This window comes from Deinococcus marmoris DSM 12784 (assembly GCF_000701405.1).
Taxonomy (GTDB): domain Bacteria; phylum Deinococcota; class Deinococci; order Deinococcales; family Deinococcaceae; genus Deinococcus; species Deinococcus marmoris.
The window spans coordinates 1-24,882 of the sequence record NZ_JNIV01000067.1 but is presented as its reverse complement, the minus strand read 5'-3'; the positions used below and the strand labels follow the sequence as shown (position 1 = coordinate 24,882).

The window sequence follows — 24,882 nt, the reverse complement described above, 5'->3', positions numbered from 1 at the left end:
CAGCAGTCTGACCGCAAATGAAACCCTTGCGATCTATCAGAAACGATGGCCCGTAGAAGAATTTCACAAATCACTCAAGCAAAATGCCTCTCTTGGGAAGTCGCCTGCCAGTACACCTGCATGTCAGATCAAACACATTCTCTGTTCATTCTACGGACATATCAAGCTGGAAAAATTGAAAATCATCCGCAAGGAAAATCACTTTGCGATGCGAACAAAGATGTATATCGCCGCTCTTAAAACTTCATACGAGGAATTACAAAGGCTGAGGCAGCAATCCGAGAATTTTCAAAACTCTGCCGCGTAAGGTCAGTTATAAGTTATACGCCATCTTGCCAGTCAGAGAATATCTCTAACTCTATCCCGGCAACCCAAACCGCAACACCGTCCCCTGTCCCGGCCCGCTGTCCACATTCAATTCTCCCCCGGCCAGAGCGACGCGCTCGCGCAGGCCAGTTAAACCCAGATGGCCCTCCTGGGCGCGGGCCTCGGCCTGCTGGGGCGTGAAGCCCTGGCCATCGTCGCTGATGACCACGTCCACGCCGCCCTCCCCGAAGATCACGCGGATGGCGGCGCTGCCCGCCCCGGCGTGCTTGTCCACGTTGTTCAGCGCCTCCTGCGCCAGCCGGAAAATGGTCAGCTCGGTGGCCGCGTTCAGGCGGCGGTCCTGGCCGCCCACCTCCAGACGGGTGGGCGTCTGGGCCTGTCCCGCCAGCCATTCCAGCGCGGGTAGCAGCCCCAGATCGTCCAGCACGCTGGGGCGCAGATTGCGGGCAAAGCGGCGCACGCTATCCAAGGCGGCGTTCAGATCGGCCAGGATGTCGTCGGCGCGTTCTCGCTGCTCACCGCTCAGCTCGCGCGCCAGCCTGGCCACCCGGCGGCCCGAGGCGGTCAGCACCTGGGCGGTGTCGTCGTGCAGTTCGCGGCTGATGCGTTTGCGCTCCTCCTCCTGCGCCTGAGTAAACAGGGAGAGGTAGGTTCGCAACTCGGATTGGCGCGAGGTGGCGGCCTCCAGCGCCTGCCCACGCCGGGTGATCTCGTCGGCCAGGGTCTGGAGTTCCGAGAGGTCACGGGCCACGAGCAGCACGCCGGAATCCGGGCCAGCCTCAACGGCGCTCAGGCGCACCTCCAGGCGGTAGGGACCAATTCCAATCTCGGCGCGGCCCCCGGCATTGCGGGTGCGGGCAGCGTCCCAGGCAGCGCTCAGGGCGTCACGGGTGGCGGGCGTGGACAGTGTCAGCAGCCTCTCCCCCACCAGTGGCCCGGTCAACGGTTCCAGCAACCGGGAGGCGGCGGGGTTGGCGTAAGTCACGGTGCCGCCCGCATCCGCGCTGAGGATCAGGTCATGCGCACCCTCGGCCAGTTGGCGGTAACGGGCTTCCTCACGCTCCAGGGCGGAGAGCAGCCGCACGCGGATCAGGGTTTGCGCCATTTGATCAGCCACGCTGCGGGCCAGTTGCAGGACGTGATCTCCAGGGGCTTCGGGGCTGGGATCGTCCGCGTATAAGAATCCCAGCGGGTGGGCCTCGTCGCCCAGTGGCACGATCAGCCCACTACCTGCCACGGGAAGGCAGGCGCGGCGCGGCAGTGGGCGGGGGCCGCGTCCGAGTTGGGCTTTCAACGAGGCCAATTCTTCCAGTGTGGGCGGATACAGGTTGAACGTGGCGCAGCGCACTGGCTCGCCCGCGTCGTCGGTTAGGGCGATCAGACCACGTCCGGCATTCAGGGCCAGGGTGGTCAGGCGCACGGCTCCGGCCAGCGCGTCGTCGTCCTGACTCTCGCCCAGCAGGCGGCCCACGTTCAGCAGCACGGCGGCCTCACGTTCGCGGCGCAGTTCTTCCTCGTACAGACGGGCGTTTTCCACGGCCAGGGACGCCTGCGCGGCAAAGACCCCGGCCAGCGCCAGATCGTCGTCGTCCAGCGGCAACGGCGCTTCCCAGTACAGCGTCAGGGTGCCAAACACCCCGGCGCGGGTGATCAGCGGCAGGCCCAGCACGCCCTTGTACGGGTAGCGGTTCTGGGCCAGCAACTGGCGGGTATAGCGGCTACCACCGCCGTAATTGGCGTTTGCCAGATCGTGGGCGGCCACCGGCTCGCGGCGCTGGGCGGCCCGCCCGGTCACGCCCGCGCCCATCTTGGCGCGCACCCGCAGCACGTACTCGCTGGGGAGGCCCACGGCGCTGCGGATGCTCAGGGTGCGCCCGTCCGGCTGGGCCTCGTAAATGGCGGCGGCGTCGGCGCGGAACAGGGGCATGGCCCGCTCCAGCACGCGCGCCAGCGTATCCCCCAGGTGAAGGCTGCCCGCCAGCGCCGCCCCGGCCTCGCGCAGCGCCTCGGCGGCCTCGCGTTTGCGGGTTTCTATGCCGTAGAGGCGGGCATTGTCGATTGCCAGAGATGCCTGCTCGGCCAGCGCCAGCACCAGGCGGGCGTCATCGTCGGTGGCGGTTGCGCCGGGTCTGCGGCTGTCCACGTACAGCACCCCCAGCGGCTGTCCCCGCGCGCTGAGGGGGGCAATAACGGCAGCTTCGGGGTTCAATTCCAGCAGACCCTGTGCCAGCGGCGAATCGGCGTCCCTAGCGCGTTCAAAGCGGATCGCCTCACCCCGGCGGATCAGCGTTTCCAGGCTGACCGGGCCAACACCCACGCCCCCGGTGAACGTCTCGTCAAAGCCGTGCGAGAACACGTCTCCGGTTCTGGCCCCGCCCTCGCCAAACTCGTTGAACAGGGCCACGAATGCGCGGGAAAAGCCCAGCGCCTGGGCCGCGCTCTGGGCCGTGCGGGTCAGCACCTCGGCCAGATCCAGGCTGCCCGCCAGACGGCGCACCAGGGCTTCCACCGTTTCGGCCACGCGCCCGCGCCCACGCCGGGCCTCGCGGGCCTGCACGCCTTCCAGGGCCAGCGTCAGCAGCGGCACCAGCGCCGACAGTTCCGCGATTCCCTCCGGGCTGGCCCCCACGAATTCCAGGACTCCGTGGCCGAAGGGAAGACAGACCAGCATGCCTTCCTCCAGTATTCCGTTTTCCAATACAGCGCCGCCGTCCAGCGCCCGCCGGGCCAGCGTGCCGTCGCTGAGGCCCAGGCCGCGCCCCTCCTGGGCCAGCGCTTCCAGGCGGCCCGCCTCCCCTTCGGCCACCCAGACCTGAACGCCGTGCGCCGCCGTGACCTGACAGGCGTACTGGGCCAGCGCCGAGGCAAAAGCGCGGGCGGTCTGGGCAGCGGCGAGGGTGGGGGGCAGGGGGGTCATGGGTGGGAGAATGAGCTAAATAGGCCTGTAGCAAAAAGACTTCGGCAACCTCATTCTCGCATCTGCCCACCGCACAGGGGGAGAACAGCGCCGCCGCCTCTACCCGGACCCCTCCTCCGGCCTAGCCAGCCCGCTTGACCCATCCTCGGCCAGCGCCTACCCTGCGTGCATGAGCCGCGCCGTTTTCATTACCATGACTCCGTAGCGGCGGCCTGTTTCACCCAGCCGCCCGCAGACCGCGTGGCGGCCTTTTTTTCAGCACTGTTTGTTTCAAGGAGACCAAAGATGCGCGTAGCCATTGTGGGAGCCACCGGAGCCGTTGGACACGAGTTGATGCAGGTACTGGAGAAAAGCAGCCTGAAGTTTGACGAACTGCTGCTGTTCGCCTCGCCGCGTTCGGCGGGCAGCAAACTGACATTCAAGGGCCAGGAATTGACCGTGCAGGTCACCCCCGAAGGCGCAATCGACGCCGACGTGATCCTGGCCTCGGCGGGCGGGGCGATCAGCAAGGAAAAGGCCCCAGCATGGGTGGCCGGGGGCGCGGTTGTGATCGACAACTCCAGCGCCTTCCGCTATGACCCGGAGGTGCCGCTGGTGGTGCCGGAAGTGAACGGCGAGGCCGCGCTGCACCACAGGGGCATCATCGCCAACCCGAATTGCACCACCGCCGTCGCGGTGCTGGCCGTAGCCCCCATCCACCGCGAGTACGGCGTGAAGCGCATGATCGTCTCCACCTATCAGGCCACCAGCGGCGCGGGCCAGAAGGGCATGGACGAACTGCTGACCCAGACCCACATGGTCCTGCACGGCAAGGAGGCGGGGCACGAGGTCTTCTCGCATCCGATTCCCTTCAACGTGATCCCGCACATCGACGCCTTTCAGGACAACGGCTACACCAAAGAAGAGATGAAGGTGGCCTGGGAAACCCGCAAGATCATCGGGGACGAGTCTCTGAAGATCAGTTGCACGGCGGTACGGATTCCCACCCTGCGGACGCACAGCGAGGCGATCACGCTGGAGCTGGAGCGGCCCGCCACACCGGAAGCCGTGCGCGAACTGCTGTCCCGCTCTGCCGGGGTGGAAGTGCGCGACGACCCCGAAGGCAAGGTGTACCCCATGCCCCTGACCGCCAGCGGCAAGTACGACGTGGAGGTGGGCCGCATCCGCGCGAGTCTGGTGTTCGACGGCGGCATCGACCTGTTCGTGGCCGGGGATCAACTGCTCAAGGGCGCGGCCCTGAACGCCGTGCAGATCGCAGAGTATTTGCAGGAACATGGGGCATTGAAGGAAAAGCAGCGGGCGTAGGAACCCGTCCCCCTGGCCCTCTCGCTACAGAGAGGGCTTTTTCGTCTGGCAGCACTGGATTTCCCCGCCAGAACACCTGGGCCGGATGCTTACCACCAACTCCAGAATTTGAGGCCCGCGCACAGAATGCAACCGATAAGGCGTGGTAACTTTGAGATAGATCGTTTAACGTCATTGTGTCCCGTCCAGCGTCGCCACTTCCGCTATCCAGCGAAGTGTCTATTCCCGCCCAGGGCTGCGGCCCGCCCACTGTCAGGAGGACTTGCACATGGCTGAAGACCGTCAGGATCTGTTCCGCTACGTCGTTGAGGAATTTGCAGAGGACTACCACGAGGGCGAGTTGCAGCGCCGCGAGTTCCTGCGCCGCATGACCCTGCTGGGCGGCGGCGTGATCGGAGCGCGCGTGCTTCTGACCTCTCTGGGGATTGCAGGAATAACGTCTGCCGAACTGGCGAGCGCCCAGACCGCCCCGCCCCAGCCTGACCCGGCCAAGGGTGCGGGCATGGTTGATCCGCGTGACCCGGCGATTTCTGTCAAGCCCGTCGCTTACGAGGCCAATGGCTTCACCAATCTGGCGTATCTGGCCCGCCCGGCTGGCAATGCCCCCGCACCCGGCGTGATCGTCATCCACGAGAACAAGGGCTTGCAACCGCACATTCAGGACATCGCGCGCCGTCTGGCGAAGGCGGGGTATATCGCGATGGCCCCCGATCTGGTGTCCAAGATCGGCGGCACCCAGCAGTACATCGACACCGCGCAGGTTTCGAGCTATCTGGCACAGACCCCCGGCGACGAACACATCGCGAATCTGCTGGAGGCGGCAAAAGTCCTGAAAGCCCAGCCAGGGGTGCAGGGCCTGGGCGCGGTGGGCTTCTGCTTCGGCGGTGGCCTGACCTGGCGTTTGTCCACGGCACTGCCGGAACTGAAGGCTGCCGTGCCCTTTTACGGTCCCGCGCCGGACGCAGCCAGGGTGCCGGACATCAAGGCGGCAGTGCTGGGCATCTACGGCGGCACCGACACGCGGATCAACGCGGGCATCCCGGCGCTGGAAACGGCGCTCAAGACGGCGGGAACCACCTACGGGATCAAGATTTACGACGGCGCGGGCCACGCCTTCAACAACGATACCGGTGGCAATTATGTCAAGGCTGCCGCCGATGACGCCTGGGCACAGACCCTGGCGTGGTTTGACAAGTACCTGAAGGCGTAAACCAGCCTGTCTGGAGCTTGGGCCGGAAGCTTGGGCTTCTGGCCCATAGCTGTGTGGGAGACGCCGCATACCTTCAGCCGATTCGCAAGCATCGCTCAACATTAAATGAAGCTGGCAGACAGATAGCTGCGCCTGCCTGATCCACAATGATGCATGTCGCGCACCTTTTTCCTCCTCCTGGCGGGCCTGACCCTGACCGCCAGCGCCGCTGCGGCCCCCGCCAGCGCCAATCTCCAGAACATTCGCCATGAGTACCAGGGACCGGACAACTGCGCCCCGGTCACCGCCCTGACCGTGCTGGGCTACCACGGCACCCGCGTGACGCAGGCATCGGCGGCAGCAGCCATGAAGGACTATCCCGGCGATCCGCAGGTCAGCAGCCTGGAACTGGCCGCCTACCTGGGGCGCTTCGGCTTAAGGAGTGTCATTCGGTACGCGGGCGACGCCGACGTGCTGCGCGAACTGGTGTCGCGCGGCTTTCCGGTGGTGGTCCAGCAGCGTTTGAAACCGGGCAGCAACGTGGCACACTTCCGCACGGTGTACGGCTACAGCAGCGGTTCGTTTCTCCTGAGCGATCCCCTGCGCGGCCCGTCCCTGCGCCTGAGTAACGCCGAGATGACCGAGCTGTGGCGCTTTTACAACGGCGAGTATCTGGTGGCCTACCCGCCTGCCAGAGAGGGTGAGGTCCGCGCGGCGATGGGCGAAAATTTCAATGTTGCGGCCAACTGGCGAAATGCCCGGCAACTGGGCGAGCAGCAGGTCAAAGCGCGGCCCAGCGATCCCTACGCGTGGTGGGGGCTGGCCAAGGCCACCCTGCGCCTGGGCGACGCCGAGACGGCGGCTGGGCAGTTTGACCGCGCGGTGAATCTGGGCGTGCCGACCATCTATTACCTGTACCGCCAGGAAGCCTTCGAGGCGTGGACGCAGGCGGGCTGGTACACCAGGACGCTTCAGATCACCGAACGCGCGCTGGACGCCTGGCCCAAAAGCAAGGAGTTGCAAAAGTTCCGCGATCTGGCGGGTCAGGCGTTGGGCGACTGAACCTGCTTGACCCGCCCCTGGCCCAGCCTGTACTCTCTGCGCCATGAGCGGGCAGACGGTCCCCCACATGCAGCGGCCCAGCGGTCTGCTGCGTGTTGGTGCGGGCCTGCCCGTGCGCCCGCCGCCCTCTGGGGTGTAAAAACGTCATTTTGCCGGACGCGTCTTCTGTGACGCCTGACCCGCCGTTTTTACAATTCAGAAGGGAGACAAGAGATGCGCCTATCACAAGGCCCGTTCGTCACGCGGCGGGAAACGCCGTCTGACGCCGACACGCGCGGCACGGAAATGCTGCTGCGCGCCGGATTCATCCGTCAACTGGGCAGCGGCCTGTACGCCATGCTGCCGCCCATGACTCGCGTGCTGCACAGACTGGAAACACTCATTCGCCATGAGCTGGACGGCGCGGCGCAGGAGGTCAGCTTTCCGCTGCTGCAACCCGCCGCGCTGTGGCGGCAGTCCGGGCGCTGGGACGCCTACACCCGCGCCGAGGGGATCATGTTCGCCGTGACGGACCGGGGCGGGCGTGAACTGGCGCTGGCCCCCACACACGAGGAAGTCGCCGTGGCGGTAGCAAAAGAGCTGGTGGGCAGTTACCGCGATCTGCCCCTGAGCGTGTATCAGATCGGGCGCAAGTTCCGCGATGAGCTGAGGCCCCGCGCCGGGCTGCTGCGAACGCGCGAATTCGTGATGAAGGACGGCTACAGCTTTCACGCCACAGCCGAGGATCTGGCCCGGACCTTTGAGGTCATGGGCGACGCCTACGCCCGCATCCTGACCCGGCTGGGCGCGGACTGGCGCGCGGCACAGGCCGACAGCGGCATGATCGGCGGGACCGGGAGCCGCGAATACCTGCTGCTCTCGGACGTGGGCGAGGACACGCTGCTGTCTACCGCCGACGGGCTGTACACGGCGAACGCGGAGCAGGCCGTCTCACGCGCCCACCCGGCCCCGGCCAGCCCGTTCCAGACCACCAAGCGCCGCCACACGCCCGGCACGCCCACCGTGGCGAGTGCGTGCGCCGTGCTGGGCTGCGAACCCGCACACATGATTAAAAACGTGCTGTACGAGGCCGAAGCTCTGAACGGTGATCAGACCTCTATCCGGCCTGTGCTGGTCAGCCTGCGCGGGGATCACGGCGTCAATCCGGTCAAGCTATGGAATGCCGTGTCCGCGCGGATGGATGGAACGCTGACCGCGCTGGAGGTGGCCGATACAGAGCAGTGGGCCGGGAATCTGCCGCTGGGCTACATCGCCCCCGACCTGCCGGACAGCGCAGACGGCCCGTTCCTGCGGCTGTGCGACGGGGCGGCGGCGGCGTTGCGGAACTTCACCACAGGCGCGAATAAAACCGACTGGCATGTAGTCGGCGCGAATTGGGGCGATCAATTCCCGCTGCCCGAAGTGGCCGATCTGCGGCAGGCACAGGCGGGCGAGGCGTCCCTGCACGATCCAGTCCAGCCATTGATCTCGGCGCGCGGCATAGAGGTCGGCCACATCTTCCAACTCGGCACACGCTACACGGCGGCCCTGGAGATGACCTTCACGGCGGCAGACGGCACCCCGCAGACGCCCACGATGGGCTGCTACGGCCTAGGCGTGACCCGGCTGGCAGCGGCGCTGGCCGAGCAATTTGCGGATGAATGCGGTCTGGTCTGGCCCGCCCTTATCGCCCCACATGGGGTCATCCTGACCGTGGTGGACATGAAAGACGCCGCTCAGGTCCAGGCTGCTGAAACGCTGTATGCCGCCCTTCAGGCCGCTGGCATAGATGTCCTTCTGGATGACCGTCCCCTGCGCGCGGGCGTCAAATTCGCAGACGCCGACCTGACGGGCATTCCCTGGCGCGTCACACTGGGGCGCGGGGTGGCCGGGGGAACGGCAGAAGTCAGGGAGCGGCGTGGGGGTGAGGTTCAGGAAGTGGGGCTGGGCGAGGTCACACAGTACCTTCAGACCCGTTTGAGCCAGCCTTAGCACCCGTGCATCAGAACACCAGAGAGCCTTCCAGTTCCGCCTCGCCCTGTACGACGGCCCGGTCCCGGCCAGAGGACTTGGCCGCGTACAGGGCAGCGTCGGCACGGGCCAGCAGGCCGCTGAAATCCTCGCCTGCCCGGGACGCTGCTGGAGCCGATGCTGACCGTCACCTGAAGGTGTTGCGGCCAGTTCCAGGCGCGGAATTCGGCCAGCAGATGTTCGGCACGGACCCCGGCGCGCTCAGGGGGGGTGCCCGGCATCACCACGATAAATTCCTCTCCTCCCCAGCGGCCCACCGTGGGCGGCGGCGCACCAGCCTCGGTGGCGCAGTTTCGCAGCACCTGCCCCGCCGCCACCAGCACCTCGTCACCCACGCCGTGGCCGTGGCGGTCATTGATCCGCTTGAAATGGTCCAGATCGATCAGAAACAGCGAACCGGTCTGCCCATGCGCCGCGGCCCGGAGCAGGGCCTCGACTGCCGGGTAGACGGCGTGGCGGTTGGGCAGGCCAGTCAGGGCGTCCGTGAACGCCATCTGGCGCAGCAGTTCCTGGGCCTGGGTCTGCGTGGCGTACTGGGCACGGAACCACGACAGGCCCCAGACCAGCAGGAACACCATCACGGCATTGAGCTGCACCCGCACCAGACCGGGAGTGGTCGACGCGGCGTAGGTGGCGGGCAGCAGCCACGGCAGCAGCAGGCTCAGGGACAGATAACTCAGGTTGAAGGGAGTGGCGCGGCGCGGCGGCAGGGCCAGGAAAGCCAGTACGCAGACGCCCATCACTGCCCAGTACGGCCCGCTGTTGGGATAGGCCCCCGGCATCGCGGCGGCGCTCAGGCTAACCAGCACGATGTGGGCGATACTCGCGGCGGCCAGCACGACGACGGAGGCCACCTCGGTGACGATCAGCGCCCGGCGGCTGAGCAGCCACCACAGATTCAGCACGCTCAATCCCAGCAGGAATGGAGCGACGTATTGCAGGTAGGGTTCGCGCAGATTCAGCGTTCGCTGCATGACGACGCCAAACAGCAGCAGCGCCATGCCGCAGACCACCGCGCCGATATACAGCCGCCGCCGGACCGCCTCTCCGTAGGGATCACGGTTTGGCAGATGGAGATCGGCTTGTGGGTCCATGCCTCTCCAGCATAGCCAATTCGCTCTTGCCAGTCCCTGACAGTCCAGGCGTGGGACCAGCACCATCGGTTTGCCGCTTCCGCTCCACTGCACCTCATGCCCGCATCCCGCAGACTGTGGACATGAGATCGCCCCCGCCCCCCACTCGCCGTCCACAATCCCCACTTGCACCGGGCAGGCCGCAGATCGGCCCCGCGCTATGGACCACTGCCGCACTGATCTCGCTGGTCTGGGTGCAGGAAATCGTGGACCTGTTCGGCTTCGGCGGCGGGCTGGACTATTACGGCATCAAGCCGCGCGTGCCCGGCACCTTCTGGCATGTGCTGACCGCGCCCTTCCTGCACTACGGCTTTCCGCACCTGATCGCCAACACCGTGCCGCTGGCGGTGCTGGCCTTCATGAGCGCGGTGCGCGGCGTGGGGCGCTTTGTGGCGGTCACGCTGGTGATAGCGGTGGTGGGCGGCGGGCTGGTGTGGCTGCTGGCACGCGGCGGCAGCGTGCATCTGGGGGCCAGCGAACTGATCTTCGGGTATCTGGCCTACCTGCTGGGCGTGGGCTGGTGGGAGCGCACCCCTGCCGCGATTGGCGTGGCCGTGGTGGCCGCCGTGCTCTACGGCAGCATCATCTGGGGCGTGCTGCCGGGCAATCCGGCGGTGTCCTGGGAAGCCCACCTGTTCGGTTTTCTGGCGGGTTTGCTGGCAGCAGCGCTGCTGCATGGGCGCAGACCGAAGAGGCCGTCTAACGGTCTGAAAGTCTAACCATCAAACCGCAGAGGGAAGCTGGCCGTTTGACCTTCAGACGGTTTGACAGTCAGACCGCCCTCGAAAGGGGCAATCACCACTCCCCCAGCGTCACCAGCCCGTTCGGCGTTTCCAGCACCGCCCGCAATTCGGCCTGCGGAGCTTCATAGACTTCCACCTCGCCCACAAAATTGAGGGTGTCCAGCACGGCGCGCAGGGCGTCCGGCGTGGGACTGCCCAGGCGCAGGCCGCCCAGCCGCACGCCTACATCGGTCAGGCGGGCAGGGGGCGGCGGGGTGTGCCACACGAGGCGGGAGGGGGCGACGCCGTTCATGGGCAGCCCGCCGTCTTTCGGCACGGTCAATGTCCAGCGGTTCTCGCCGCGTGAGAGATCCAGCACTTCCGGCCCAGCCGTCAGCGTTTCCACCGCCGCCACCCAGTGGATCAGCGCCGGGCCGTCTTCCAACCGAGCTTTCATCTCCGGCGTGTCCAGCCCAAACCAGCGCGGGCGAGTCGGGGCAGGGGCACCGGGATCAATGGCGATGACCTCCAGATAGCAGTCCGGCCCCAGCGACAGCAGCGCGTTGTGGGTACCGAACGTCTCGTGTTTTCCGCCATCCTGCATGGGCAGGTCCAGGCGGCCTTCCAGCCACGCGCGGCCCTCCTCAAGCGTGCGGGCGGCGATGACCAGATGATCCAGGGTGGCAGACATGGGCGCAGCATACGCAAATCGTGATTCGCCGTCTTGAACGCCCGCCCCACCCCCGCGCACGCTGGGGCATGAACTGGAGTATGGGTCTGGGCCGCTGGCTTGCGGGGCTATTTCGCCGGGACACACGGACTCCGCCGCGTGACGATCAGGATGACGGTGTGGGCGTGCTGGTCCCCGCCGGGCCGCGCCCACTGCGGGGTGGGGCGCACGCCCAGCCGCCGAGGCCGGAAAAAGAGGGGCGGGACACGCCGCGCAGATAAAACAGGTAAACCCTTACCTACCCGAAAAGAATCCCGCCGTCCATGGCGGGTTTTTTCGTCTGCCCACGCCTGCATTTCAGAAGAATGCATGCGGCACTCCGCCTCCCGCGCCCGGCAATCTCTATACTCGGCCCAAACACCGACGTTTTCAGACCGGGTGGCCGCCACAGGCCGCCACCGCTTTTCTCATCCCCCTATCTCTGCACGGAGGCACGACTATGCAAGGCAACATGATGGACGTTCAACTGACGGTTCCCACCATTCTGGAGCGCATTCGCGGGCAGTACAAAAACCGCGAGGTGGTCAGCCTGCTGGCGGCGGGCCGCGACGAGGCGGGCAACCCCATTCCAAAAAAGCACCGCATCAGCTACGGCGAGGTGGCGGACCGTTCACTGCGGCTGGCAGGCGGTCTACTGGGCCTGGGCCTGCAAAAGGGAGACCGGGTGGCGACGCTGGCCGTCAACTCGTTCCGGCATCTGGAGGCGTATCTGGGCGTGCCCAGCGCGGGTCTGGTGCTGCACACGGTCAACATCCGCCTGCACCCCGAGCAGGTGGCCTGGATCCTGAACGACGCGGAAGACCGCGTGCTGATGATTGAGAATGTCTTCGCAGCCATGATCCCGGCCCTCAAGGCCGCCTGTCCCAAACTGGAACACATCATCGTGATGGGGCCGCTGCCGCAGGCGATGCCCGGCATCCACGACTACGACACCTTCGTGATGGGCGCGGAACCGCTGCCCCGCTACCCACGTCTGGACGAGAACGACGCGGCTGCCATGTGCTACACCTCCGGCACCACCGGGAACCCCAAAGGCGTGATCTATACCCACCGCTCCACCGTGCTGCACTCGCTGGTCAGCGCCCCCAAGGACGCCCTGAACGTGGGCGAGGCCGACAGCGTGCTGCCCATCGTGCCGATGTTCCACGTCAACGCCTGGGGTCTGCCCTACACCTGCGCCATGTACGGCGCGAAACAGGTCTTTGCCGGGGTCTTCAGCGACGGCAGAAGCGTCGCCACGCTGCTTCAGGATGAGGGGGTGACCATCACAGCGGGCGTGCCGACGATCTGGATGGGCCTGCTGGGCGAATTGGACCGCGCCAAGGAAGCCGGGGAAGCGTACAGGCTGGAGGGGCTGGAGCGCCTGATCGTGGGCGGCAGCGCCGCGCCGGAATCCATGCTGCGCGCCTTTCAGAACAACCACGGCCTGAGCATGTTGCAAGCCTGGGGCATGACCGAGACGCACCCGCTGGGAACGGCCAGCGGCGTGCCGTTTGATGTGGATGCCAACAGCGACGAGGGCTTCAAGCTGCGGGCCAAGCAGGGCCGCACCGTGCCGCTGGTCATGCTGGACATCGTGGACGGGGACCGCAAACGCCTGCCCCACGACGGCAAGACGATGGGCAACCTGATCGCGCGCGGCCCGTGGATCGCCAACAGCTACTACAAGGGCGCGGGCCAGGACAATTTCTTTGAGCTGGACGGCGAGCTGTGGTTTGACACCGGGGACATTTCCACACTGGACGCGCGCGGCTACATGCACATTCAGGACCGCAGCAAGGACCTGATCAAGTCCGGCGGCGAGTGGATCAGCAGCGTGGACCTAGAAAACGCCATCATGGCCCACCCCGCCGTGGCGCAGTGCGCCGTGATCGCCATGGACGATCCCAAGTGGGACGAGCGCCCGCTGGCCGTGGTGGTCCCCCGCCCCGGCCAGAGCGTGACCCATCAGCAGTTGATTGAATTGCTGGAACCCCATTTCGCCAAGTTCTGGCTGCCCGACGCCACCGTGCTGACCGACAGCATCCCCATCGGCGCAACCGGCAAGTTCCTGAAACGCGAATTGCGCGAGGAATATCGGGGCTACTCGGCGGGCAACTCGCCGCAGCGGGCCGAGCAGCCGGAGTAAATTGACGCCGTAAATTTTGAATGAGCAGCGCCGCCCCCACATCAGGAGGGCGGCGCTCTCACTGTCTCTGGATGAGCTGCTCCTCTTGAACTTCCCCACGTTGTTCAGTCCAGACCCAGCAGTGTGGAACTGGGGCCTCTCCCGCCTTCTAAAACGTAGAATCCCTCCTATGGCCGTTTCCGTCTCCGGGCAACTCGTGACCTTCAGCCCCCCACCCGGCGCAGTGGCTCTTGTGGGGGACTTTACCGACTGGCGCAAGCAGGAGCCTTTGCCCGTGATGGCGGGGCAGCCCATCACGCTGACCCTGCCGCGCGGCGCATGGGTGGAATACGCCTGGCTGGACGCGGCGGGCGAGGCATTCGCGGACCCCGACAACGCCCAGAAGTCCCTGAATCCGTGGTGGCCCTACCCGCGTGCGGCTGTGGTGGGCGATTACGCGCGGCATCCGCTGTGGCTGGTCCCCGAAGCCACGCAGAAGGGAACGGCCCAGCGCCTGACCTGGGAGGGCAGCGTCTTCCCCGGCACCCGCCGCGCCATCGTCTATACCCCGCACGGATACACGACTGGCACGCCGACTCCGATTTATTATGTGCAGGACGGCGTGGCCTTCTACCGCACCGGCAAACTGGGCGAGGTGATGGACCGCGCGCTGGAGGCTGGACTGGCGACGGGCGCAGCCCTGGTGTTCGTGGAGCCGGGAGACCGCAACGAGGAGTACTACCTGAATGACCGCTACCTGGACTTTCTGACGCAGGAGGTGTTTCCGCGTGTGGAGGGCGAACTGGTCACTGCCAGCGAGCGCGGGCTGTGGGGCGCGAGTCTGGGCGGGCTGATCTCGCTGTATCTGGGGAGCCGTCACCCGGAATTGTTCAGCCGTGTGGTGAGTCACAGCGGAGCATTCATCGCTAAACCTGGGGCCACAGATTCGGCGGGCGTGATCGACACCACCGGGGCCGGGGAATGGCTGCTGGAGGGGTTGCGCCAGACTCCGCCCACGCACCTGAAAACCAGTCTGGATACAGGGGTGCTGGAATGGCTGACCGGGCCGAATCGCCGCATGGCTGGACTATTCGCTGATCTGGCGCTGCCCCACCAGTATCGCGAATATCCCAGCGGCCACAACTGGGTGACGTGGCGCGAGGCGTTGCCAGAAGCGTTTCTGTACATGCAGAGCTGAAGCGTCCTCACCACCACCCACGCCATAGGCGGCATAGTCGCCCCATTCATGCGGAACTCTTTTCTCCTGGCACTGGGTTGTTCAACACTGGCACTCAGCAGCGGCGCGGGGGCGCTCACCATGACCTATCCCAACAGCACCACCACCATCCACGAACGGGCCGCCGACTGGGCAGGCGCGGAAGTTCAGGGCGCACAGCTTCACGCAGAGGCCGTCTCACTGGCTCCGGGCGTCATGAGTGGCACGCTGATTTCTGCCCCACTGAGCGCCCCGGCTTTTGATGAACTGGTGCCGTCGTGGAACGCCGTCACACCCGGCGCAGGCAGCGTGAGCGTGGAGGTCCGGGCGCAGACAGGGGCGGCGTGGTCCCGCTGGTATTCCTTTGGAACGTGGAGTAGCGCGGAAGGCCGCAGCAGCCTGGACGGCCAGAAGGACAGCGCCGGGCAAGTCATGACCGACACCCTGCGCCTGAGCAAAAAGGCCACGGCGTACCAGTACCGCGTGACCTTGCGTGGCGAGGGGACCACGTTGCGCCTGCTGGCCTTCAACACCTCTGAACGCGCCCGCCGGAGTGCAGGGCTGGGGCAGGCCAGCGACAGGGCAGCGTGGGGCAAGATCAACACCGTGCCGCAGCGTTCGCAGATGATTTACCCGGACGGCGGCGAGGTGTGGTGCAGCCCCACCAGCGTCTCCATGATCCTGGCCGCGCGTGGTGTGGATGTCACGGTGCCGCAGGCCGCGAAAGCCACCTATGACCGCGCCTACGACGGCACCGGCAACTGGTCTTTCAACGCCGCTTACGCTGGGGCGCTGGGGATGCGTGCCTACGTCACCCGGCTGCCCAGTCTGGCCGCCGCCGAGAAATTCACGGGTGCGGGCGTGCCGATTGCCGTCAGCCTGGGCTGGAAGAAAGGCGAGTTGCCCGGCGCGGCCATTGCCACCAGCAGCGGGCATTTGATGGTGTTGATCGGCTTTGATAAGGCGGGCAATCCGGTGCTGAACGATCCTGCCGCGCCCAGCAACGAAACAGTGCGCCGGACCTACCCCCGCGCCGCCTTTGAGAAGCTGTGGCTCTCGCACAGCGGGGGGCTGAGCTACGTGATTGGGGAGTAGGCGGAGGGTCAACTCGTCCACGGTCAGCCGGGGAACACGGGAGACAATATCCAGCCCATTCCGCAAGAGGCCGCTGGTTGTGTCTGCGGAGCGCGTCCGCTCGGACAACTTTAGAGGACACTCCTTTTCAGTTCCCCAGATGGGCGCACGGGCAGGAATTCATGGCGGCAATCTGTCAAAGTTGTGCTGGACGAAGGAAAAATCAGGACACTCTGAAAAAACGTTTCAGGGGGTTCGTCAGGAAATGGCCTTCCCCTGTGGCTCAGGCTGACCTCACTTTGAAAGCGAGCAACGGCCCCGCCTCTCAATCCGGCATTCCAGACGGTGTGATGCGGCGAACGGTACGGCGCAATCCCGCCCCTGTCCCCGCTCCACCCTTACACTGCCCCCACGCATGGACTTTCCCACCACCTGCCCCACCTGTGGCCGCGAGAACCGCGCCGAGTACGCCGACAGCAGCGTGCATGACCTGAACTGCGCGAGGTGCGGGGCCGCCTACTGCGTGCTGGTGCGAAAGCAGAAGTTCGAGGTGCTGTTCGATCTGGGCACCCGCGCCCTGATGGACGGCTACGCCCGCGAGGCGGTGGCCAGTTTCGCGGCGGCGCTGGAACGCTTTTTCGAGTTCTACGTGCGTTCGTATGCCCTGGAACGCGCCTCGGACACAGCGGCGGATTTTGGCGAGGCGACGGCGGCACTGACGGGCACATGGCGGCACGTCGCCAGCCAGTCCGAGCGGCAACTGGGCATGTTCGCGCTGGCGTACCTGCTGCGAGAGGGAAAGGAGCCGGACTTTCTGACTGCCGCCGCGCTGGGCGCGGACTTCCGCAACCGCGTGATCCACCGGGGCGAGTTGCCCGCCCGTGCCGATGTGGAGGTGTACGCCGCGCAGGTTTTTGCCCTGATCGACCGCCTGCTGACCGAGCTGGGAGACGGTGCAAAACAGGCCGAGCTGGCGCAGGAACAGGCATTCGCCCTGCACATCGCCGCGCTGCCAGACGGCGTGACTGCCGTGTTCGAGGAACATCCCGGCATGTTCCGTGCCCGGCGTTTCGGAACGCTTGCGCCCATGCCAAAGCCCAGCAAGACGGCCACGCAACCCGCCCCAAAAAGTGGAATGAACAGCGCCCGCGCCTACCAGCAGGCGCAGCAGCAGGCCCTGTTTCAGCGGGCGCTGGAGGAACGCGGGAAGTTGCTCAAGGGATTCAAGGGTGGGTAGCGTCCGGCAGGGGCGGTGGTTGGACGCCTGAACCCCTGCGCCCCTAGACTGCCCCATGCAGTTTGAAAGTGAACGACAGAGTCGGCAGCGTCTGGTCCGGGTGGCGCGGGGAGAGGAGGCGGGCGATCTGCTGATTCGCGGCGCACAGGTGGTGCAGCCCGCCACGCGCGAGGTGTTTGAGGCCGATGTCCTGATCGCAGATGGGCGGGTGGCCGCTCTGGGCGGCACCGGCATGAATTTTGAGGCGGCGAGGATCATCGATGCACGCGGCGCGTTCCTGGCCCCCGGCTTCATCGACGGCCACATCCATATCGAGTCCAGCCTGCTGACTCCGGCGGGCTTTGCGCGGGCCGTGCTGCCACGCGGCACGACAGGCGTGGTGGCTGAGCCGCACGAGGTGGTCAACGTGCTGGGCGTGCGCGGCCTGGAATGGATGCTGGAGGCCGGACGCACTTCGGGGCTGCGCGTCTGGGCCTCCGCGCCGTCGTGCGTGCCCGCCAGCCAATTCGAGGACGGCGGCGCACACGTCACAGCGGCGGAAACCGCCCGGATGCTGCGCGTGCCCGGCGTGCTGGGGCTGGCCGAGATGATGAATTACCCCGGCGTGCTGGGCGGCGACCCTGACGTGTGGGACATTCTGGAGGCGGGCCGCGCGGCAGGCGGGCGCATGGACGGCCACGCCGCCGGGGTTCGTGGGCGCGATCTGATGGCTTACGCGGCGGCGGGGCTGCACTCGGACCACGAGGCCGCCACCCCGGAAGAAGCCCGTGAGCGCCTGCGCGCGGGCCTGTGGCTGATGGTCCGCGAGGGTTCGGCGGCCCGCAATCTGGACGCTCTGCTGCCCGTACTCCTGGAGCGCCCGCGCCGCGCCATGCTGGTCAGCGACGACGTGAGCGTGGATGAACTGCTGGAACTGGGCCATCTGGACCGCCTGCTGCGAACCTGCGTGGCGGGCGGCCTGCACCCGGCGGACGCGATAGCACTCGTGACCTGCAATCCGGCGGAATACTGGGGCCTGCACGACTGCGGTTTGATCGCCCCCGGCTATCACGCCGACATGGTGATGCTGCGCGATCTGAAAGGTTTTGAAGTGCTGGAAACGTTCATGGGTGGCACAGAAGCGCAGCCCGGCGAGGTCACTCCACCCCTGGGCGGCGGCGGCGTGGACCTGGGGGCCGACTGGGACGCGGCCACTTTCGACGTTCCCGCCTACTGGCCGGTGATGCGGGTCAGCCCGGACCAGATCACCACGGAGCGGGGCGCACCTGGCAGTGCCAATTCGGGGAATGGTGGGGCGCGCATGGTGGTGGCGGACCGTTACGGGCGCGGCCACCGGGCGGCGTGCTGGACCTCCGGCACGGGCATGGGCAGCCGGGGAACGCTGGCCATCAGCATTTTGCACGACGCCCACAACGCCGCGTTCCTGGGCGGCAGCGACGAGGACGTGCGGGCGGCGGGACGGGCGCTGCGCGACATGGGCGGTGGCGTGGTGGTGGTCTCCGGCGGCGCGGTACAGGCCAGTCTGCCCCTGCCCTACGCGGGCCTGATGACCGATCTGCCCCCCCAGCACGCCGCCGCCCGTCTGGGCGAGGTCACCGCCGCCGCCCGCGCCCTGGGCTGCGTTCTGCCCTACCCCGTCACCACACTCAGCTTCCTGGGCCTGAGCGTGATCCCGTCCCTGAAGCTGACCCCGCGCGGCCTGCTGGATGTGGAGGCATGGCAGTTGCTGCCACCTACATCCAGCCTTTTCTAGAGGGCGCATGATCAAAGCGGGGCCGGAGTACCAGGGTTCCTGATGTGGATTCCATCCGATTGTGCCACTAAAGATGCGCCGCCTTTGCCCGGCACGACGACTCTTTCGCAATGGCCTCAGCAGTCCACAAGGCTGCCCCTCGGTACGCGCCCGCATTACCAGCGCCGCGCATTGTCGCCGCGCCCACCGTAACAGGGGAAAACACATCAGCGCTCAAAGTGCTGAAAAGGTCTGCCCTCCAAGTACATCTGGAGAGCGGACGCTTTAGTCTCATATTCCCAATGTCTCTCATAAAATGTACATAATTTTGGATATTTATTGTAGCTCTCAAAATCAATTACAAAGATTATTATTTCATTAAATACAACACCAAAGCTCGCTTTTATGATTTTATAACCAGATTTCATTTTTACCTATTACATCAGATCTAACTATTCTTACATTCTCCTTACTCAATGAAAAATAAAGCTGTGGAACGATTAGGGGCAGTCATAGCGGCTTCGCTAAATTTCTCTTACAGACTTCGGACTAGACGGTCTTTAAAGGGAATAACCATCCCCCCATACACCCATTAATTTGAGTGATTATCGATTTTTCTGTTAAAAATTAAGCAATGTGGACTTTTCGTTCATGGGTATTTCATAGATGAAGGTCTGACCAAATCTGTAGCGTGATGGCAGCCGAGAAGCACACCTCATCCCCCGGTGACCCATACGCCATTTTTATAGATCGTCAGAATTTGCCCTTCCCGCCAACAGTGCGCCCACCCCAGGAGAAACCACATGTCCCCCATTGCCCCCACTGCTCCGCTGTCCCCGCTCGCCAAAACCGCCCGTCCCCTGCGTTGGCTGGTCTGGTGTGCGCCCCTGATCCTGGCGGCCTGCTCGGGTCCCAGCGTGCCCCAGGAACCGGTTGCCACGCGGCCTGCCCAGGAAAGTGTGGCCCAGCCCACCACGGAGCAGGACAGCGTGTATGACGGTACGGACCGCTCCTGGACCGACGTGGAAGCGGGGACCAGGCTGACCCAGGAATCGCTGGCGACGGGCAACAACATGCTGAGCAACTCGCCCTGGACGGCGGCCAGCAACGGCTGGGGACCCACCGAGCGCAATGTCAGCAACGGTGGATATGGGGCCAAAGACGGACGCACGATGAGCGTGAACGGCAAGAAGTACGACAGCGGATTCGGGGCGCACTCCAAGTCTTCGATGACCTTCAACGTCGGCGGCATGTGCAACCGGTTTATCAGCGATGTGGGGATCGACGACGAGGTGGGTGATAAGGGCAGCGTGGTCTTCCAGGTGTACGCCGACGGCGTCAAACTGTTCGACAGCGGGAGGATGACCGGCAAGGACGCCGCCAAGACCGTCAACGTCGACATCGCAGGCCGCAAGGCACTCAAGCTGATGGTGACCGACGCAGGCGACAACAACCACTACGATCACGCCAACTGGGGCGGGGCCATCCTGGTGGACTGCAACGTGGCCAAGCCGGTCGCTCCTGCGACTGCCCCGACGCCGATTCCCACGCCGCCCGCACCAGTGCCTGCACCTGCTCCAGCGCCCGTTCCCGCGCCGGTTCCTGTTCCTGCTCCAATCGTCGTCAATGGACCGCTGGTGATCACCAAGGGCGGCACCTACAGCGGCGAGTACCTCAGCAACGATCCTTCCGTACCGGTCATCCAGATCAAGACCTCCGAGCCGGTCATTCTGGAAAACTGCACGCTGCGTGGACGCGGTCACCTGATCAATGCGGCGTGGAGCTGGGCCAATCTGACGGTTCGCAACTGCAAGGGCTACGGCCTGAACCCCAATGACGCAGGCCGCATTCCTGGACGTTTCCTGAACGCTGAAGGCATCACGTCCCTGCTGATCGAGAACAACTTTATGGAGAAGACGGCGGGCATCTACGTCAACACCTGGAAAGGCAACACCGGCCTGCCCATGACCGTCGTCATCCGCAACAACCTGGCCCGCAACATCGAGGGCCGCTTCAGCGACGGCAACGGCGGCTTCCAGGACAAGTTCTACCGGGTCCAGTTCGTGCAACTCAACAACATGCGTGACCTCAGTGGAGCCGAGATCGCCTGGAACCGCGTGGAGAACACCGCCCGTCAGAGCCATGTCGAGGACGTCATCAACATCCACGATTCCAACGGCACCCCCAGCAGCCCGATCCGCATTCACAACAACCTGATCAACGGTGCGTTCTCGGGCCGCCCCGACGCCACCTACAGCGGCGGCGGCATCATGATGGGCGACGGCTGCAACTCCGGGTACACTGAAGCCACGGGCAACACCGTCCTGGAAACCAGCAACTACGGTATCGCCGTGGCAGGCGGCCACCACCAGAAGATCAGCGGCAACACCCTGCTGGCGCTGGGCAAGCTGAGCGACGGCACCCTGCTGGACGCCGACAGCGACTCCGGCTTCTACCTGCGCAACTACTGCCAGACCCCCACCGACGTCAGCACCGTGATCGCCGAGGGCAACACCGTGGGCTGGGGCACCCCGAGTGCCAGCAACCCCGACGCCCGCTGGGACTGGTCCGTCACTGCCGGTGTGGAACGCAACAACACCAGCATCCAGGCTGCCAACCGCGCCGTCAACCCGCTGCTTCTGGCGCAGGCCATCACCGCCTGGGAAGGCCGCGCCAAAGCCGCCGGAATGGTCATCGGCACACGCTGATCCCCACTCCCGCACCGCCCAAGTCCCTCTCCTTTCGGAGGGGGCTTTTTTCTGGAGCCTGCCTATCATGCGCCCAGACCAGGACAGCGCATCTCCCGTCCACCGCGCGTCTATAACAGTGTTGAGAACCGATACCACGGAAGATACTTCTCTTCCGTGGCACAGCCCTGCAAGTCATATGCGGAGTTCCAGCGATGCACGACACGTTATCAACAGGAGTCTGCCGTATATCGAGCCAGGAGAGAGGCAGCCCACCGCTGTTCAGCAGACGCTTCATCCTGTTTTCAAAAAGCATCGCCTTCTGCCGATGAAACCCTGCTGCGAAAAGTGCCGAGAATCAAAAAAGCCCTCTGCATCAACAGAGGGGGAAAAGTCGTTCTTCGCCTGGGGGTGAGGCGGAACCCTAGCCCTCCGCCCCGCCCCGGTAGCTTTGCAGCACGGCGTCCACGAACGCCTGGGGGGAATGGTCCTGCTGAAACCGGGCCGTGTCGGGGGCAAAGGCGGATACATCAAATTCCTGCACGCAACGCGCCAGCGCCGCTGGGTCTTCCGGGGCGAACAGCGCGCCCAGGCTGTACATGTTTACCATCTCGGCCAGCACACCCACGTCGGCGGCCAGCACGGGCACGCCCAGCGACGCCGCGATCCCCAGCGGTCCACTTTGCCCCGAGAAATTACGTCGGTACGGCAACAGGCAGACGTCAGAGGCCATGAAATAGCCTTCCACGTCCTCGTCGGGAACGAATTTGAGGTGCAGATGGAGGCGGTCCGCAATACCCAACTGCGCGGTGCGTTCGTGCAGAGCGACGACCTCGGGAGCATGCATACTGCCCACCACCAACAGATGCACATGGGGCGGCAAAAGAGCCAGCGCCTCCAGTGCCAGATCAATCCCCTTGTCGTGGCGGCTCCCGCCAAAGGCCAGCAGGACCAGGGCCTGTGCTGGAATCCCCAGCCGCTGCCGGACCGTCTGTCCAGCGGCCTCAAGCTCCTTGACCGGAGTCTGGGAGGTGGGGGTGGGATGGGCAACCATATCGAGCCGCCCCGCCTGGATGCGCCGATTCAACATTCTGGAGTGGGTTATTACACGGACGCCCAGAACGCCCAGCGCCCGCAGGATGGCCTGGTGAATGGCCTGACTGGCAGGCTTGCTCTGGAACTCCTGGAGGAAATAAGCCCTGTGCAGCGTGCCCCGCAGGGCAATCGCAGGTTTGGCGCGGCTCCGTTGGAGGGCCACGGCCAGCAAAGTCGCCACGAAACCGTCCAGCCACAGAAAATGAGCCGTATCCGCACCCACCTGCTCCGCCAGCTTCAGGGAGGCGCGCAGAAAACGCAGGTTGGCCTGTTCCCGCAGCACACGGCCCAGCTCTTCATACGCATCTACGCGCTCGTGGTCACTGCCTGGATGATCTGGCAGCAGCGAGAGAACGTGGCCTGTGATTTGCGGCACGGCGAGGCAGACCTCGTCCAGCAGAACGGCGGGGCCGATCAGATGGACCTGAATACCCTGCTGTACAAGTCCCCTGGCCAGCGTCGCAGCGTAACCGCTGTGATGCCCCCCGAACACCGGGTCGATCAGAACCACCGTACGCACCGTTCGCCGGGATGTGGGTGGAGACGATCGGATCTGCTCTTTTCTGGCACCTTCCTGTGGCGTCACGCCTGCAACACCTGCTGGCGGAAGCTCTCCACCGTGCGCGTCAGGCCCGCACGCAGGTCCACCCCCGGTGCCCAGCCCAGCAGGTCACGGGCGCGGGAGATATCAGGCTTGCGCTGGCGGGGATCGTCGGCGGGCAGCGGTTCGTGGATGATCTCCAGGCCCGGCTCGATCAACTCACGGATCACCTGCGCGAACTCCAGGATGGTGTACTCGTCGGGGTTGCCCAGATTGACCGGGCCGTGGACCACTTCACTCTCGGGCAGGCCCATCAGGGCCACGATGCCGTTCACCAGATCGGTCACGTACTGGAAGCTGCGGGTCTGCTGGCCGTCGCCGTAGACCGTCAGCGCCTCCCCGGCCAGCGCCTGCATCACCAGATTGGTGACCACGCGCCCGTCGTCGGGGCGCATACGCGGGCCATAGGTGTTGAAGATGCGGATGACGCGGGTGTCCACGCCGTGGTGCCGATGGTACGCGAAGGTGATGGCCTCGGCGTAGCGCTTGGCCTCGTCGTAGCAGCTCCGCAGGCCGTTGGGATTGACGTGGCCCCAGTAGCTCTCAGGCTGCGGATGCACCAGTGGATCGCCATAGACCTCGGAGGTAGAGGCCAGCAGAAACGTGGCCCCATGCGCGTGCGCCAGTTCCAGCGCGTTCTGGGTGCCCTGCGCGCCCACCATCAGCGTTTCGATGGGGAACTGCTGGTAGTGCGGCGGGCTGGCCGGGCTGGCGAAGTGCAGCACGAAGTCCAGCGTCTGGCCGTCAAACGCGGCGGCCTTGTAGGGAATACCCTCACTGACGTCTGCCTGGATGAACTTGAAGTTCGGGTGATTTGCGAACAGCGCCGTGTTTTCCCGCTGCCCGCTGATGTAGTTGTCCACGCCGATCACCGTGTGGCCGTCCGCGAGCAGGCGCTCGGTCAGGTGGCTGCCGACGAATCCGGCGCTGCCCGTGAGCAGGACATTCTTTGGGGCGGTCATCACTCCATCCCCTGCGCCACGGTCTGGCTGGGGCTGGCCGGATTCTGGCCCATCTGGTTCTGGCCCATCTGGCCTTGGCCGCGCCGTCCGATCTGCTCCAGCGTGGCGGTGGGCAGCGCGACGCGCAGGGCATTGCGGGTGTCGATCACCAGCGGCTGGCGCATGGTCCGCACCGCACCGTTCCAATCCATTTCGGTGTAGTCCTTCCACTCGGTCATCAGAATCACGGCGTCTGCGCCGATCAGGGCGTCCTCGGCAGAGTCGGCCTCGGTGTAGTTGAGGTGGCCCCACTCGCGGCGGGCGCGCGGCATCGCCACCGGGTCATGCGCCACCACCGTCGCGCCCAACTCGTTCAGGCGGGCAATGGCGTCGTGGGCCGGGGCGTCGCGCAAGTCGTCGGTGTTGGGCTTGAAGGCCATGCCCAGCACGGCCACGCGCTTGCCCTGAAGCCGGTGCAGGTGCTTTTGCAGCTTGGCGATCACCAGTTGCCGCTGGCGCTGGTTGACCGCCACGGCGGCGCGCAGAATGGGCATGTCGTAGCCGTATTCCTCGCCGGTGCTGATCAGCGCGGAAGTGTCTTTACCAAAGCACGAGCCGCCCCAGCCCGCCCCAGCCGACAGGAACTGCCGCCCGATGCGCGCGTCGCTGCCGATGCCGCGCGCCACTTCCTCGATATCGGCGTCCACCCGCTCGCACAGCCCGGCAATCTCGTTGGCGAAGCTGATCTTGAGGGCCAGAAAGGCGTTGGCGGCGTACTTGATCATCTCGGCGCTGCT

At 65.4% G+C, this 24,882-nt stretch carries 19 protein-coding genes and 1 pseudogene; 13 read left to right on the top strand and 7 right to left on the bottom strand.

From position 1 onward, the window contains the following. Positions 1 to 307, top strand: a pseudogene (locus tag Q319_RS28325) (hypothetical protein); the annotation flags it as partial. Between the two features lie 51 nt (positions 308 to 358). Here Q319_RS28325 and Q319_RS0115315 read toward each other — a convergent pair. After that, positions 359 to 3,244, bottom strand: coding sequence for a GAF domain-containing protein (locus tag Q319_RS0115315; RefSeq protein ID WP_029483347.1), 2,886 nt, complete (start codon positions 3,242 to 3,244; stop codon positions 359 to 361). 285 nt (positions 3,245 to 3,529) lie between these two features. Between Q319_RS0115315 and Q319_RS0115310 the strand changes: the two genes are divergently transcribed. From Q319_RS0115310 to Q319_RS0115295, 4 genes are all read left to right on the top strand, one after another. After that, the gene (locus Q319_RS0115310; protein WP_029483346.1) at positions 3,530 to 4,549 is read left to right on the top strand and encodes an aspartate-semialdehyde dehydrogenase; all 1,020 of its coding nucleotides are present in this window, start codon (positions 3,530 to 3,532) and stop codon (positions 4,547 to 4,549) included. A 268-nt stretch (positions 4,550 to 4,817) separates the two neighbouring features. Further along, entirely contained in the window at positions 4,818 to 5,759 is a 942-nt protein-coding gene (locus Q319_RS0115305; RefSeq protein ID WP_029483345.1) for a dienelactone hydrolase family protein, read from the top strand. 153 nt (positions 5,760 to 5,912) lie between these two features. Next, positions 5,913 to 6,800 (top strand): C39 family peptidase, encoded by an 888-nt coding sequence (locus tag Q319_RS0115300; RefSeq protein WP_029483344.1) that lies wholly within the window; start codon positions 5,913 to 5,915, stop codon positions 6,798 to 6,800. A 213-nt stretch (positions 6,801 to 7,013) separates the two neighbouring features. Continuing rightward, positions 7,014 to 8,771 (top strand): proline--tRNA ligase, encoded by a 1,758-nt coding sequence (locus Q319_RS0115295; RefSeq protein WP_029483343.1) that lies wholly within the window; start codon positions 7,014 to 7,016, stop codon positions 8,769 to 8,771. On the opposite strand, the gene Q319_RS25665 is transcribed toward Q319_RS0115295, so the two are convergent. Further along, entirely contained in the window at positions 8,768 to 9,904 is a 1,137-nt protein-coding gene (locus Q319_RS25665; protein WP_029483342.1) for a GGDEF domain-containing protein, read from the bottom strand. The two genes, Q319_RS0115295 and Q319_RS25665, sit on opposite strands and share 4 nt — an antisense overlap. Before the next feature lie 122 nt (positions 9,905 to 10,026). Here Q319_RS25665 and Q319_RS0115285 point away from each other — a divergent pair, with 122 nt between their 5' ends. Next, a complete protein-coding gene (locus Q319_RS0115285) occupies positions 10,027 to 10,662 on the top strand; it encodes a rhomboid family intramembrane serine protease (protein ID WP_034415364.1) in 636 nt (211 codons plus the stop codon). 76 nt (positions 10,663 to 10,738) lie between these two features. Here Q319_RS0115285 and Q319_RS0115280 read toward each other — a convergent pair whose 3' ends face one another. Continuing rightward, positions 10,739 to 11,356 carry a VOC family protein gene (locus tag Q319_RS0115280; protein WP_029483340.1) on the bottom strand — a complete coding sequence of 206 codons (618 nt, stop codon included), beginning with the start codon at positions 11,354 to 11,356 and terminating at the stop codon, positions 10,739 to 10,741. Positions 11,357 to 11,376: 20 nt separating this feature from the next. Here Q319_RS0115280 and Q319_RS27245 point away from each other — a divergent pair, with 20 nt between their 5' ends. From Q319_RS27245 to Q319_RS0115265, 4 genes are all read left to right on the top strand, one after another. Beyond that, on the top strand, positions 11,377 to 11,616 hold the full coding sequence (locus Q319_RS27245; RefSeq protein ID WP_156039378.1) for a hypothetical protein: 240 nt from the start codon (positions 11,377 to 11,379) through the stop codon (positions 11,614 to 11,616). Between the two features lie 218 nt (positions 11,617 to 11,834). Further along, positions 11,835 to 13,523 (top strand): long-chain fatty acid--CoA ligase, encoded by a 1,689-nt coding sequence (locus Q319_RS0115275; protein ID WP_029483339.1) that lies wholly within the window; start codon positions 11,835 to 11,837, stop codon positions 13,521 to 13,523. 169 nt (positions 13,524 to 13,692) lie between these two features. Beyond that, the gene (locus tag Q319_RS0115270; protein ID WP_029483338.1) at positions 13,693 to 14,700 is read left to right on the top strand and encodes an alpha/beta hydrolase; all 1,008 of its coding nucleotides are present in this window, start codon (positions 13,693 to 13,695) and stop codon (positions 14,698 to 14,700) included. A 120-nt stretch (positions 14,701 to 14,820) separates the two neighbouring features. Then, positions 14,821 to 15,813, top strand: a complete 993-nt coding sequence (locus Q319_RS0115265) for a peptidase C39 family protein (protein ID WP_245619278.1) — start codon at positions 14,821 to 14,823, stop codon at positions 15,811 to 15,813. A 110-nt stretch (positions 15,814 to 15,923) separates the two neighbouring features. On the opposite strand, the gene Q319_RS29145 is transcribed toward Q319_RS0115265, so the two are convergent. Further along, a complete protein-coding gene (locus Q319_RS29145) occupies positions 15,924 to 16,166 on the bottom strand; it encodes an ATP-binding protein (protein ID WP_081846083.1) in 243 nt (80 codons plus the stop codon). A 41-nt stretch (positions 16,167 to 16,207) separates the two neighbouring features. Between Q319_RS29145 and Q319_RS0115260 the strand changes: the two genes are divergently transcribed. From Q319_RS0115260 to Q319_RS24650, 3 genes are all read left to right on the top strand, one after another. Beyond that, entirely contained in the window at positions 16,208 to 17,029 is an 822-nt protein-coding gene (locus tag Q319_RS0115260) for a hypothetical protein (RefSeq protein WP_029483336.1), read from the top strand. A 55-nt stretch (positions 17,030 to 17,084) separates the two neighbouring features. Further along, positions 17,085 to 18,782, top strand: a complete 1,698-nt coding sequence (locus Q319_RS0115255) for an adenine deaminase (protein ID WP_029483335.1) — start codon at positions 17,085 to 17,087, stop codon at positions 18,780 to 18,782. Positions 18,783 to 19,564: 782 nt separating this feature from the next. Beyond that, positions 19,565 to 21,469, top strand: coding sequence for an NPCBM/NEW2 domain-containing protein (locus Q319_RS24650; RefSeq protein WP_051655442.1), 1,905 nt, complete (start codon positions 19,565 to 19,567; stop codon positions 21,467 to 21,469). Between the two features lie 403 nt (positions 21,470 to 21,872). On the opposite strand, the gene Q319_RS25660 is transcribed toward Q319_RS24650, so the two are convergent. From Q319_RS25660 to Q319_RS0115235, 3 genes are all read right to left on the bottom strand, one after another. Further along, the gene (locus Q319_RS25660; protein WP_029483333.1) at positions 21,873 to 23,063 is read right to left on the bottom strand and encodes a glycosyltransferase family 4 protein; all 1,191 of its coding nucleotides are present in this window, start codon (positions 23,061 to 23,063) and stop codon (positions 21,873 to 21,875) included. A gap of 62 nt (positions 23,064 to 23,125) precedes the next feature. Next, positions 23,126 to 24,106, bottom strand: a complete 981-nt coding sequence (locus tag Q319_RS0115240) for a UDP-glucuronic acid decarboxylase family protein (RefSeq protein ID WP_029483332.1) — start codon at positions 24,104 to 24,106, stop codon at positions 23,126 to 23,128. Then, positions 24,106 to 24,882 (bottom strand): nucleotide sugar dehydrogenase (locus tag Q319_RS0115235; protein ID WP_156039377.1); only part of this gene is annotated, 777 nt, incomplete at its 5' end. The genes Q319_RS0115235 and Q319_RS0115240, both read right to left, overlap by 1 nt.